Origin of the sequence: Sulfurimonas sp., from assembly GCF_041583195.1 — a bacterium.
Lineage (GTDB): Bacteria > Campylobacterota > Campylobacteria > Campylobacterales > Sulfurimonadaceae > Sulfurimonas.
Map to the genome: position 1 here is coordinate 1 of NZ_JBFHGL010000002.1, position 14,009 is coordinate 14,009.

Sequence of the window (14,009 nt, forward strand, 5' to 3'; positions counted from 1 at the left end):
AAGACCTGCCGGTGTCATTAATAGCACTAATGCTGCTGACATCATCATCCACGCTGTGTCACCTGTATCTAATGTTGGCGCATCCTCTGCCAATGCTAATGTCGGTAATAGCATCAATGCTATCTTTAACCACTTCTTCATATTGAATCCTTTGTTTAAGTAAGTATGGAAGTATTATAGCAACTATTAAACAAAAAACTATACAACTAGTTGATTATTTTTTATACAGTTACATTTTTATGATAATTTTTGCTTTATTTATTAAATATAGAAACTGGTTATAATTATAAAAATTTTATAAAAGGAATATGTATTGCCTGAAACTGACATATTAACACTAGTAATTCGTACGTTTGTATTATTGGGAGTGGTGGGGCTTTTTTTGTTTGTTCTAACTAGAAAAAAAGAAGATAAATAATGATATGGTTATTTAACCATATCATCTAAAAGCATAAACAGCTCTTTTGAAGAATTTTCTGCCATTTTAAATAGTGCAATTATTTCATCAGTGTTTAAATTTTCCGAACCTTTAAAATTATTCATAGCTTTTAATATACTGTCATGTACGGATTTATGAGGCTTTTCTATATTTACAAACGATGGATGAGAACCGAATTCCTTTTTACCTTCATCTAGATACCATTTACCGAATCTACATGACGTATGGTCACTCAAAGATGCATTAATTTTATTTTCAAAAGCAGCCGAATAAGCATTATTTTTAAATATCATATGATCTAACTTAGCTATATTTGCAAAAAATTCGTGTCCGATAGCAGAGTTATCTTTTTTGATCTCTTCTGCGTTTGCTACCATCTCGTTTAGAGTCTCCTTAAACGTATCCAGTTTTGCATGTGATTCTTGAGTATATCTTTCTATTGTTTCACTGTTTTCACTCATATTCATTGAGTTTTGCTTTAACACACTTATATTAGCTTCAACTTCACTTGTAGCTTTTTGCGTACGTTCAGCTAGTTTTCTAACTTCATCTGCAACAACAGCAAAACCACGTCCGTGTTCACCTGCACGAGCTGCTTCAATAGCTGCATTTAATGCCAGTAGATTTGTTTGATCTGAAATATCTTTAATAAGTGAAATAACACTAAAGATCTCTTCAACATTCGTGTTTAGATGTTCAGATGACTGGCGTGATTCATTTGTCATCTGTGTAATATTCAATATAGCTTCAATTATATCGTTTGTAGACTCTGTTACTTTTTCAATTACTTCAGCGTTTGCCTCGTTTAACTTGTTTACATCGTTAACGCTTTTTATGTTGTCTTCCATAGATACTCTAAGATTGTTTGCATTATTTATAGAACCGCCAATCATGCTTTCTGACAATGCAATATTTAAACGGTTTTTCTCTAAGTTTTTTTCTATCTCTTTTTTAGACTCTTTGGCATTTTTAGCTTGAGATTCTGCTTCTTCGGCAATTGATTCAACCTTATCTAAAAATGTATTAAAACTCTCACTTGCCTTACCTATCTCGTCTTTAGATTTTACAGGTAATCTGCTTGATAGATCTGCTTCACCTTGTGATAATTCAGTAGCCATAGATTCTAAATCTTTCAGTGGTCTAGATACACCTTTTTGTATAATAAAAATCAAGAATGCCAAGATAATCAAATCAACAACTAACATGATATATACCTGTCTAAGTAAAGACTCTTCACTTTTTTGAATAACATGTTCAACTTTTGATATTTTCTCACCTATTACGGCATAGCCTACTAATTTTTTAGAAAAATCTTTTATAGGTACCGATACTACGAAAAATTCATCTGTAAGCTGATGTTCTTTTACGTTTGATACATCGACATTTTTAAGGTCGTTAAAAAACTCTTTATCTATAACACTCTCTTTGATTGCTAAAGTATAATTAGCAGTTTTAGGTGCATTAGCAAGTGCAGTAGCAGTTGATAAAAAATCATTTTTCATCAATATAGCTATCTCGTAACCGTTGTTTTTTCTAGCGGATTTTACTATAGAATTTAATCCCTGCATAAACTCTACTGATCCTAAGTATTCACCGTTATCTATAACAGGTGAGAGACCGCGAAGAACCAATCCTGCACGCCCTAGTTCAATATCAACTAACGGTTTTTTTGTTTTTTGAACTTGAAGTACAGTATTTCTAAAGCCGCTTAAATCATCACCGAACTTTTTCGTATTCCAAGCTCTCAAAAAACTATGCACGTTTTTATCATGAATATGTACTTTTATATTTTTATAGTTTGTATAGTCTTTGAACTCTTTAGATAAAGAACTAATACCGTCTATAGCTATTTGCCTGTCATTTTCTTTTAATGCGCGAATAACATTATAGTTTTTAGATATATTTATCGCATTTGTTAATCCGATATTATTTTTACCATCAATCAACTCTTGATAAACCATTTTTAATGATTTATTTTGACTTTCATACACATCTTTTTTCATCTCTGCTATTGAAATGAAGTAGTTTATAATAATAATTACAAAACCTATTATTATTGATAGTATTAACGGTATATGTATTTTTTTACTTATTGATAAGTTTGCAAACATTTATAATTTCCCCTCCTAATTATAATTCTGAACTGTAACAGTATTTAGCATAAATACTTTTTAATTGTATAGTTTATGTAAAAGGAACATCAACGTTTTGTAGTATAACAAACATACAGTCATGAATCAGTCACTATATATAATTAGGTATCAAGTTTTTTATTTTTTTATAGATCTTGTCAAAATCACTAGAATATACCCTATTTTGACCAATGGCTGTAATGAAATTTGTATCACGTTCCCATCTTGGAACCAAGTGCATATGAACGTGTTCAGCTATTCCAGCTCCACCTGCACGACCTAAATTCATACCAATATTTACACCTTGTGCACCAAAACCTTCTTTAAGAAGTCTAACACACTTTTGTGATAATGAACTCATATGAAGCCAAGTCTCCTCAGGCAAATCTTCTAATGTATCTGTATGCATATGTGGTATGATCATAAAGTGACCAGGTGTATATGGATAACGGTTCATAACTATAAAACAAAATTCGTCACGATGGAGTACATGAAGTTCTTCATCATCTTTTTCATGTGAGCTTATATGACAAAAAACACAACCTTCTATATCTTTAGTTGTAACGTATTCTTCACGCCAAGGTGCATATAAAATATCTTCCACAGTTGTTTTCTCCTTTTACGGGACTAATTAAATGAATGCGAAGACTAAATCCGGAAATATTATAACCAAACCTAACGCAAGTAATTGTAAAAGTATAAAAGGTATGATCCCTTTATATATCTGCATAGTTTTTATCATATCCCCTGCCGCACCTTTTAAGAAAAAGAGTGAAAGTCCAAAAGGAGGTGTTAAAAAAGAGGTTTGTAAATTTAGTGCGATCAATACGGCAAACCATATAGGGTCTATTCCAAAGGCTTCCATAACAGGAACTAGAATAGGAACCACTATAAAACTTATCTCTATAAAGTCTATAAAAAAACCAAGTATAAATATGCTTATCATTGCTATTGCTATGAACGCCCACACGTCAGATATATCTTGTGTGAAAAACTCTAAAACCATATCTGTACCGCCAAGTTCGTTAAACACAAGTGAAAAAGCTGTAGCACCTATTAGGATCATAAAGATCATACCGCTTAGTTTTACAGTTTCCAGTGAAGCATATTTAAGCATATCAAAATCAAGTGATTTGTTTAATTTTGCAAGTACTACTGCACCAAGTACTCCAAATGCAGCTGACTCAGTAGGAGATGCAACACCTGTAAATATACTTCCAAGAACAGCAAGCATCAAAAATAATGGTGGTAATATTGCTAAAAGTATCTCTTTTATACTTACATCTTGCACATCTTGATAAACAGGCGCTACTTCTGGTTTAAAGTATGAATATATTAAAATATAAACTATATAGATTCCAACTAATAGAAGTCCGGGAAGTAAGGCTCCCATAAATAATTCACCTACACTTACATTTATAACGTCACCAAGAATTATTAATATGATCGATGGAGGAATAATTAGACCTAATGTACCAGATGATGCAATAGTCCCAGAAGCAAGTGATTTGTCATAACCTGCTTTTATCATTAAAGGAAGTGCTATTACACTCATCATAACAACACTAGCTGATGCTATTCCTGTTGAAGCGGCAAGCATAGCTCCTACTATTACTACACTTATAGCTAAACCGCCACGTACATTTTTAAAGAGTGCGCTCATAGAGATCAAAAGATTTTCTGCCATTTTTGATCTCTCAAGAACTAACCCCATAGCTATAAAAAGTGGAACTGCCATAAGTGTTGTATTGGACATTATTCCAAAAATTCTAAATGGTAAAACAGAAAAGACTTCAAGTCCTAAATCAGGTACAAAAAAAGCAAATAAAATAGCTACCGTTCCAAAAACAAAAGCTACAGGTATACCGATAAGTAAAAATAGTAAAGCTGCCAAGAACATAAATATGGAGATCATGATTTTGACTTCCAATCTAAGCTTAAGTGTGATATAGCCTGCAATATCAAGAATACAAACGATAGTGGAAGAAGTGATTTAACCAAAAATCTATATTCCAATCCACCTGGATTTGATGAAACTTCGTTTTGTTCGTAAGATAGTAAAACAAAATCTATACTAATATATATTATTAAAATGGAAAACGGAATTATAAAAAAAAGAGATGATATGATATTTATCACTCTTTTTGTTTTTTCAGAAAAAGAGGTGTAAAAAACATCTACCCTTACATGTGAACTATGTTTTAACGTGTATGCAATTCCAAAGAGGATAATAACATCAAAAAGATGCCATTCTAATTCTTGCAGAGCAATAGAACCTGATGAAAAAAAGTATCTTATAGTTGCATCATAAACAACAAGTAAAACTAAAACAACTAATACCAAAGCTGTAAAATAACCTAAATATTTTGTTGTTTTATCAATTAACTGCATTTAAAACCTATATAAAACTCGGTGCATCGTTTGCAAAAAGAATAATATCCCCACTTTTTGTTTGGGAAGCCAAAATATCAGTTAGTTTTGATTTATCGTGTAAAATCGTCTTTTGTCTAACATGAATGTTTTTATCAAACAGTACAGAGTTTAGTTTTCCAGTCACTATAACGATGTCAAATACATTGTTAATTGCGTTGCATAATTGAAGATTTAACTCTTCACTACTTTCAATTAATCCAGGTGTAACAATAACTTTATTTCCACCTTGGTGAAGTGAACACAGTCTGATTGATTCAAGCATACCATCAATGTTTCCGTTATAACCATCATCTAATATTATTTTACCGCCAGCATCTATACGCTCCAATCTATGATTGATCGGCTTAAGATCAGATATAGCTTTTTTAATCTCTTGATCATCCATACCAAACTCATTAGCAACTTTCATAGCAGCTTCAATATTAATTACTTGAAATGCTCCTAGTACGTCTGTATGAAACTTTTCACCTTTATACTCAAAATCTATACCCTCAAGTGTAGCATCTATGTTTTGAATACTGTCTCCAAAAAACTCCACTTTTTCGTGTGTTTCGTTTGTTACATTTTTATATACAAATGCTTTTTTCAATCTTGAAGACTGAATTATTTCCAGTTTTGTACGTACGATATTTTCTAGAGTTTTAAAATACTCAATATGAGCGAGTCCTACTTTTCCTACAACAACAGTCTGTGGATTTAAAAATGTTGTGATCTCATATATATCACCGCGCTCACGTGCCCCTGCTTCACATATGTATATCTCAGTATCTTCCGGAAGTGAGTTATTAACATCACCGATTATTCCACCAAGTGTATTTATGCTTCTTGGAGTTGAATAAACCTTGTACTTTTTAGATAGTATCTGAGTCATAAAGTTTTTCATACTTGTTTTACCATAACTACCTGTTACAGCTATGATCTGTAAGTTACTCATAGAATCAAGTTTTGCTTTGGCTTGTTTTTTAAAAGCTAAAAACAGATACTTCTCTATTGCATAACTACCAATATATGCAATAGCCAACGGCATAAAAACACCATAAACTTCACAAGCATCTTTTAGAGTACAAATTATGTTTTGAAACAGTGTTAAAAAGATTAAAAGTATCAAAAAACGCTTTACACGCCAAGTAAGAACAAGTTTTTTGTCTAGTTTTTTATGCCATACAAATATGCTTGGCAGTACTGCAAAATAAAAGAATATAAGAAAGAACAGACCGGTAGTATAATACGCAATAAAAGGGATTATGAAGTAAAATATATGCCACTGCGGCTTATGGTGTTTAAGAACCACACGAGATATTTTATAGTTATACCACTGCAGGTTTGTGATCAGATACCAACCAAGAGTTGTAACAAATAGTACATTTGTTACAAATAAAGCTAAAACCTCATATTCTTGCATCTACTTATGCTCCAACGTTTTTAAAAATGTATCTTCTATCTTTTTAGATATATCTTGTGCATGATCCATAAAGAAATAATGCTCACCACTATATACTTCTAGTTCACTATCTTTGATCAGTTGATCAATCTTTTTAGCAGACTTTAAAGGTGTGGCATTGTCGTTTTCTCCCCAACAAAGAAGTGCCTTACCTTCATAATTTTCAAACTCGTATGTGAAATCTTCATTAACAACATTTTTAAAAGTCTCATACATAGGTTCGCTTAACTCTTTTGCATCTTCTGCAACAAAGTGTTGACGAAGTTTTGATAAGCCTAAGTTTTTGAACATTTTAAACAGATATATTTTTGTTTTTACTTTTAATGATTTTGGCCAAATAATTCCTGCACTTGAGAGAAGAACTAATACAGATGGATTTAAAATAGTAGCTACTTTACCGCCAAAAGAGTGACCAACTATAATATCTTTTTGTGCATTTAGATGGATCATTAAAAGCTCAATTATACGGGCATAATCTGATGTTTGAAGAACTAAATTACATGTACTTCCTCCAAAACCGGGCATATCTATATAAATGTGGCGGAATCTGTCCATATAACTACCAAAAGACTTTTTCATTAAAGCCTTGTTACTCCCCCAGCCGTGAAGAATAATAATATCTACTTTTGCTTCAGGATTGACAATCTCATAGCTAATATCTACAGTATGCTGTTTATATTGTATAGACTTAATTGCCATTATTTCCCTTTTGCACTATTTATTGAATGTATATACTCGTAGTTTACTTTTGCTCTTTTTGAATGCGGAAGAGAGTTAGAAAGTTTTTCTATAGCAGTTTTAAAATCTTCAAAAAGATAGTTTGCCATACTTCCAGGGATTGGATTGATCTCATTTAAATACACTTCGTCATTAACAACAAAAAAGTCACATCTTATTAGGGCACCTTCAAACATACCTGTATAGATTTTCGTAAAACTCTGTTTTAGTTTATTTTCCAGATCACTTGAAATGTCTGCTTTTAATACTTGTGACGAGCGTGAAAAATCCATATATTTTTTTTCAAAATCTAAAAATTTGTTTTTTTGAGGCTCTTCAACTATAGAAAACTGAATCTCTCCATCTGCCATATAACCGGCAAGATTATACTCTTTTACATTCTCAATAAACGGCTCAATAATCAAGTTTTTATCAAATTCATATGCAGTATCTAGCGCATAATCAAGTTCACTCTCTTCATTTACAATGCTGACACCAATAGAACTTCCAAGAGAAGCAGGTTTGATAATGATTGGATATGGAATTGTTATATCTTTTTGCTCACTTGAATTTAAAACTTCATACTTAACACTTTTTACGCCTATTGAATCACATAGATACTTTGTATATCTTTTATCGTAAGAAAACACACTCGCATTAATTCTAGGACCTATATACTTAATAGAATAAAAATCAAGTAATGCGGCAATAGTTCCATCTTCACCGTCTGCTCCGTGAATTAGGTTTAAAACAATTCCGGTATGTTCTTTTGAACCAATCAGTTTCTTTTGTGTAAAACCACCATTAGTTAGGTTAACTATCGGCATTTTTTTATGACTTGCACTTGAAAAAGTTTTAGCTTTCATATCTTTTTGATCAATTGCGTAAAAAGTGTGATCTTGGTCACAAAATATAAAGTTCAGATCAAAACCGCTTAGTTTTTCTTTTAATGATATTGCAGAAACGATACTAATTTCATGCTCAAAACTTGCACCGCCAAATAAAATTGTTAATTTCAAATACTTTCCTTATTTAGTAAAAATCTCTTTATATTCATCTTCATTCCAACCAACTAAAGCTGTGTTGTTATACTCTACTACAGGTCTTTTAAAAAGCATATTCTCTTTACAAAGCCATTCACGTTTTCCATCTGCATCTAAATTTAATTCTTTTAACTTAAGATTTCTGTATTTAGTCCCTTTTGAATTAAAAAGCTTATCTATCTCTACATGCTTTAGCCACTCATCAACTTTATCGCATCCGACTGCAGTTTTTCTAAAATCTATAAATTCTACTTCAATACCGTTGTCTTTAAAAAATTTTCTTGCATTTCTAACACTGCCGCACGTAGTTATACCATATACTTTTATCATCCATCTCTCCAAAATTTTAAAAAGCTAATTATATCATTTTTAGTTTAGAGCTAAAGCGTTTGTAATAACTTTAATGCTTCTTTGACAAGAGAAGCGGTATCATCACCACTGCAAGAGCTAAGTGCTTTTGAAATTTTATCTTTTTTAAATCCAAGTGCTTCAAGTGCTTCTGTTGCTTGTGAATATGATGCACTTTGCTGAGTTTGTGAAGTATTATTAAGTAGTTCTTCATCAAAACCGGCTAATTCTACCAGTATACGCCCTGCACTCTTTGGTCCAATTCCTGGTACTTTTTTTACACCATTTAAATCTTTATTATTTATAACAGTTGCAAACTGAGAAGGTGTGTATGTAGAACAAATTGCCATAGCTACCTTTGGTCCAACACCGTTTATTTTTATAAGTCTTTCAAAAAGTTTTTTCTCACTTTTATCTATAAAACCATAGAGCAGTTGTGCATCTTCACGAACTATATGTGTAGTAAACAACTTGACATTATCACTACTTAGTGCTGAAAAACTCTGAAGAGAGATAAATACTTCATAAACTACTCCCTTCACATCTACATGAACAAAACTCGGTTCCTTATACTCTATATTTCCACTTAATCCTACTATCATTCTCTACTTTTCTTTAATTAATTACATCTCTTTAAACGATTGAATTTTATACTCACCATCATCATCTTGTACAATTCCAAATATTTTATCTTCTGAACCCTCTTTTGGTTCATATACTATCTCAATAGGCGGATCAACAAGTTTAAATACAAGTTTATTGTAATCTGTCCATCTATCATGATTTACTATTCTTGCATCCATAATAGAGTCCTGAAAAGACGCAGTTTGTGTAGTTAAAAGTCTAAGTTTATCTTGTTTTATTTTGAATTCACTTTCAATACTCTCAAGATGTTTTTCTATTTTTACAAACTGCTTATACTTTTCTACAAAAGAGTTTGGCATCTTAATTCCATTCTTTTTATAATGTATCAAACGTTTTTTAAGCTCTTTAAATGAAGCTGCATTTTTCTCAATTGTTTCTTTATACTTTTCTATCTCTTTACTTATATCTCTAACTGAGATCTCTAACTCTTTGATTTCCTGATCATGTTTGTCTTTTCCCTGCTTTGTATCTTTTTTAAGTAAAGCATCGATCGTAAAAACATTCTCTTTCCCTTGAAGTTTTTTGATCTCTATAAGTTTATGAGAGGTTGCCTTTACGTATGATCCACAGATCTCTATATGCACCTCTTTACCTCTTATATCACCACCAACGGCTTGAGCAACTTCTACAATGTCTCCATCTACAGTACCATGTTCTAGTCTTGATATATGTATGTTTTTACCATATGCATTTCCCTTATGAACATTTATATCAAGTTCATCTGCTCTAACTGTTGATGTTTTATGTGTTTGACCACCTATAGTTGCTTTTTTTGCATTTACCGTAGAGTTAGGACCTACATTTCCGTCAATATCGATCTCTGTTACTTCAACTTCCATCCCTGCACCGACAGCATCTTTCTCAACATCTGTCTCTTTTACATTCATACTAACGTCTGAGTCAATTCCTGCCTGAATAGAACCTGTCGTTTTAAAATTGATCGACTCTACATCCACATCTGTTTTTATTGAATAAGTATTATCTTCAAAAGTGATGTAACCGTTCTCTTTAGCAATATATTTTATACTCTCTTTTTCATCTTTTTTCTCAATAGTATCATCTATATTAAAATCAGGCTCATTGTTAACCGTCGGTTCAGGAGCTTCTATAAATTCACCCCTGCAGTTTCGCCCAGGTGTTCCTTTTTTTGGTTTAATATATTCAATAAGCACATCATCTTTAAAAACGTTTTTTATAAACCCGCGTTTTTTATAGTCTGCTTTATCATGTTCACTTAATTCATTTTCTTCTTCGTAGCGTATTACAATTTCATCATCTATAGTTGGTATAGGTTCAATACTCTCAGCTACTAATACAGTGTCATTTTTGAAATACTCTAAAGTCTCTTCAACCTTAACTTTTGAAGAAAGTTTTGAAACTGTACCTTTAATCATTTCATCGAAAATATTTATAAGTATGCCTGCACGTACTTTTTTATTATTTATATGTGTGATTAACTCTTGTTCGAAACCTTTAAAATATTTCAGTTTAGAACCTGCTCTTATACTTAAATATACTTTACTTTTTGTAGCGTTGGCACCTATTGCTGTTTTAAAGTCTTTAAAATTATTATCATCTTCATTTTTTGAAAAGACCTCTATTTCATATACCTGCTTAATATGGAACTTTTCATTCATTAACTCACTGGCATCATCTAGTTCATATAGCTCATCGTTTGAGATCTCCTGCCAATCAGCTTCACCCTTAGCATCGTCTTTTTTTGTGAATGTCTGCATATCTAAAATATTAAAATCTAAACTATTTGCATCTACACCGTTTGATTCTGCTAAGGACACTATCTCTTTAGCTACATTAGATGTTTTAACAACGGTAGTTCTGATTTTTTTTAGTTTACTTTTTTCGCTGGAGCTAGATCCGAAAAATGCCATATATTCACCTATCACTAAATTGTTATAAAATTAAAATATTCATTTTAATCATAACTTTGTTAAAATATCGTAAAAATATTACTTTTTTTTAATAACTTTATATAAGAAGCAACAATAATACCATGTTTAAAGCAATTTTTACCAATAGTTTTGGAATTTTATTTTCAAGAATTTTAGGATTTTTAAGGGATCTACTTACTGCATCTGCTCTTGGAGCAAATGTATACAGCGATATATTTTTTATTGCTTTTAAGCTTCCCAACCTATTTCGCCGCATATTTGCAGAAGGTGCTTTTACACAAGTTTTTATCCCTGCTTTTGTTCGTTCTATGCATAAAGGAGTATTTTTAGTAAATATTTTCTTAGTATTTTTAAGTATCATACTCGTACTTACATTATTAGTGAACTTGCTTCCAAATATAGCTACAAAAGCTATCGCAGTCGGTTTTGATACACAGACAATAGACATAGCTGCTCCATATGTAGCTATAAATTTTTGGTATTTGCCCCTTATATTTGCTGTTACTTTTTTAAGCACAATGCTGCAATACAAACACCATTTTGCGACTACGGCATTCTCAACAGCACTTCTTAACCTATCTCTCATAGGTGCATTATTTTTATCAGAAGATAAAAGCAATGCTGAGATCGTATATTATTTAAGTTACGGTGTGGTTACAGGCGGACTATTACAACTTTTAGTACATATTTTTGCCATAAAAAAGCTTGGTCTGTTTCCACTTATATATGGTGGAGTTAAATATTTAAGAGTTAAAAGTAAAAAGATCACGCATGAGACTAAAAAGTTTAAAAAACAATTTGTCCCTGCTATTTGGGGAAATTCAACTCCACAAATATCTGCATTTTTAGATACTTTTCTAGCTTCGTTTTTAGTAACTGGCTCTATTAGTTACCTATATTATGCCAATCGTATATTCCAACTCCCGCTTGCTCTTTTTGCAATAGCTACATCAATAGCCCTTTTTCCAAAAGTTGCAAGGTATTTAAAAAATAAAGATGAAGAAAAAGCCAGAGAGTATATGCAAAAAGCATTTTGGTTTTTAGTTTCCATATTAACTGCCAGTGCTATATGTGGCTATATACTAGCACATGAGATCACTTGGCTTTTATTTGAGCGCGGTGCATTCAGTGCTGAAGACACTCAAAACACTACACTTGTACTTCAGATGTATATGATAGGTCTTTTACCATTTGGTCTTCAAAAACTGTTTTTGCTTTGGCTATATTCTAAAGAGATGCAAATGAGGGCTGCCAAAATAGCTACAGTATCTCTTGTTACATATATAGTATTTGCACTTAGTTTTATATCTGTACTTGGAGTGAGTGGACTGGCTCTTGCATCTACGCTGAGTGGCTTTGCAAGTTTTACACTAACCATAAAAGCATACGGTGTAAAAGAGTTTTTTGATATACTTCGATCAAAAAACACCCTATACCTTATTATAGGTATAGTAATATTTACTTTTTTACTTTTAATATTCAAGGATTTTATCAGTGCTTATATTTGATTCTGTACAAAAAACAAAACTGGAGTTTAAACCACAAACTGAAGGAAAAGCAAGTCTTTACGTATGTGGTCCGACTGTTTATGATGATGCACATTTAGGTCATGCAAAATCAGCACTTGTGTTTGATCTGCTTTCACGTGTATTAAAAGCAAACGGATATGAAGTAACTTATGCGAGAAATATTACTGATATTGATGACAAGATCATAAATAAAGCAAAAGAGCAAAACAAAGATATAAAAGAGATCACAGACTTTTATACAGAGGCTTTTCATAATGAGATGGCAGAGATCGGTGTTAAAAGACCTGATTTAGAACCAAAAGCGACTGAGAGTTTAGAAGCGATGTATGAGCTTATTCAAAAGCTTATCGATAAAGGTCACGCTTATGCTACAAAAGAAGGCGATGTATATTTTGACACATCAAGTGACAGTGAGTATCTAACGCTTTCAAAAAGAGTTCAAGATGATGAAGACAAGCAAAATAGAGTTGAGAGTTCAGATCAGAAGAAAAACCCTGCCGACTTTGCACTTTGGAAAAGTGTAAAAGACGACTCAATAACATTTGAGAGCCCTTTTGGTGCTGGTCGCCCTGGTTGGCACTTAGAGTGTTCGGCTATGATTGAGAAGCATCTTGCAAATGAAAATGCTCAAGCTGCAGTTGATATTCACGGCGGTGGAGCTGATCTGTTGTTCCCTCATCACGAAAACGAAGCAGCACAAACTAGATGTGCAACTAATCATAAACTAGCTAATTATTGGATGCACAACGGCTTTGTAAATATAGACGGTGAGAAGATGTCTAAGTCTTTGGGTAACAGCTTTTTTCTTAAAGATGCACTAAAAGAATATGACGGAGAGGTTTTACGCTTTTACCTTTTAAGCACGCACTACAGAAGCAACTTCAACTTTAACACAGAAGATCTAAGTAGCTCTAAAAAAAGACTTGATAAGATCTACAGACTTAAAAAACGTCTTTTTGGTTTAGCTGGAAGTGATGATCAAACAGAGTTTAAAACTAAGCTACTTGAGGCTTTAAGTGATGATCTGAATATATCATCAGCTCTTGCACTGATTGATGAGATGATTGCGCAAGCGAATGAAACACTAGACACTGCCGGAAAACATAAACAGCTAAAAAAAGACACACTCTCTAACCTTGCATATATTGAAGAAGTTCTTGGTTTTGGAGTTAAAAACCCGTATGAGTATTTTCAGTTTGGAATAGATGCAGATACAAAAGATAAAATAGATAATCTGATAGCACAAAGAGATGAAGCAAAAAAAGCTAAAGACTTTGAGACATCAGACAAGTTAAGAGATGAGATCTTGGCTTATGGCGTAAATATTATGGACACACCTCAAGGTACTTTTTGGGAAAAAATCTAATCGGAG

General features: G+C 32.3%; 12 protein-coding genes and 1 pseudogene. 2 read left to right on the plus strand and 11 right to left on the minus strand.

The annotated features are described in order from the left end of the window. The 11 genes and pseudogenes from ABZA65_RS01775 to ABZA65_RS01825 form a co-directional block, all read right to left on the minus strand. Positions 1–141 (minus strand): annotated as a pseudogene (locus tag ABZA65_RS01775) (ammonium transporter); the annotation flags it as partial. A 285-nt stretch (positions 142–426) separates the two neighbouring features. Then, positions 427–2,550 (minus strand): methyl-accepting chemotaxis protein, encoded by a 2,124-nt coding sequence (locus ABZA65_RS01780; RefSeq protein WP_373069968.1) that lies wholly within the window; start codon positions 2,548–2,550, stop codon positions 427–429. Between the two features lie 133 nt (positions 2,551–2,683). Further along, on the minus strand, positions 2,684–3,175 hold the full coding sequence (locus ABZA65_RS01785) for an HIT domain-containing protein (protein ID WP_373069970.1): 492 nt from the start codon (positions 3,173–3,175) through the stop codon (positions 2,684–2,686). Positions 3,176–3,202: 27 nt separating this feature from the next. Continuing rightward, positions 3,203–4,486 carry a TRAP transporter large permease subunit gene (locus ABZA65_RS01790; protein ID WP_373070634.1) on the minus strand — a complete coding sequence of 428 codons (1,284 nt, stop codon included), beginning with the start codon at positions 4,484–4,486 and terminating at the stop codon, positions 3,203–3,205. Next, on the minus strand, positions 4,483–4,962 hold the full coding sequence (locus ABZA65_RS01795; RefSeq protein ID WP_373069972.1) for a TRAP transporter small permease subunit: 480 nt from the start codon (positions 4,960–4,962) through the stop codon (positions 4,483–4,485). Before ABZA65_RS01795 ends, ABZA65_RS01790 begins: the two co-directional genes overlap by 4 nt. A 7-nt stretch (positions 4,963–4,969) precedes the next feature. Continuing rightward, positions 4,970–6,406 carry a Mur ligase family protein gene (locus ABZA65_RS01800; RefSeq protein ID WP_373069974.1) on the minus strand — a complete coding sequence of 479 codons (1,437 nt, stop codon included), beginning with the start codon at positions 6,404–6,406 and terminating at the stop codon, positions 4,970–4,972. After that, positions 6,407–7,144, minus strand: a complete 738-nt coding sequence (locus tag ABZA65_RS01805; protein ID WP_373069976.1) for an alpha/beta fold hydrolase — start codon at positions 7,142–7,144, stop codon at positions 6,407–6,409. It lies immediately after the preceding gene. Next, positions 7,144–8,181 (minus strand): D-alanine--D-alanine ligase, encoded by a 1,038-nt coding sequence (locus tag ABZA65_RS01810; protein WP_373069978.1) that lies wholly within the window; start codon positions 8,179–8,181, stop codon positions 7,144–7,146. Before ABZA65_RS01810 ends, ABZA65_RS01805 begins: the two co-directional genes overlap by 1 nt. Positions 8,182–8,190: 9 nt before the next feature. Then, complete coding sequence (locus tag ABZA65_RS01815) at positions 8,191–8,535, minus strand: arsenate reductase family protein (RefSeq protein WP_373069980.1); 345 nt, start codon at positions 8,533–8,535, stop codon at positions 8,191–8,193. A gap of 50 nt (positions 8,536–8,585) precedes the next feature. Next, on the minus strand, positions 8,586–9,155 hold the full coding sequence (gene ruvA, locus ABZA65_RS01820) for a Holliday junction branch migration protein RuvA (protein ID WP_373069982.1): 570 nt from the start codon (positions 9,153–9,155) through the stop codon (positions 8,586–8,588). A gap of 21 nt (positions 9,156–9,176) precedes the next feature. Next, positions 9,177–11,087, minus strand: coding sequence for a flagellar assembly protein A (locus tag ABZA65_RS01825; protein WP_373069984.1), 1,911 nt, complete (start codon positions 11,085–11,087; stop codon positions 9,177–9,179). A 122-nt stretch (positions 11,088–11,209) separates the two neighbouring features. Between ABZA65_RS01825 and murJ the strand changes: the two genes are divergently transcribed. Both murJ and cysS read left to right on the plus strand, forming a co-directional pair. After that, positions 11,210–12,616 (plus strand): murein biosynthesis integral membrane protein MurJ, encoded by a 1,407-nt coding sequence (gene murJ, locus ABZA65_RS01830; RefSeq protein WP_373069986.1) that lies wholly within the window; start codon positions 11,210–11,212, stop codon positions 12,614–12,616. Continuing rightward, the gene (cysS, locus tag ABZA65_RS01835; RefSeq protein WP_373069988.1) at positions 12,603–14,003 is read left to right on the plus strand and encodes a cysteine--tRNA ligase; all 1,401 of its coding nucleotides are present in this window, start codon (positions 12,603–12,605) and stop codon (positions 14,001–14,003) included. Before murJ ends, cysS begins: the two co-directional genes overlap by 14 nt. The last annotated feature ends 6 nt before the right edge of the window (positions 14,004–14,009 follow it).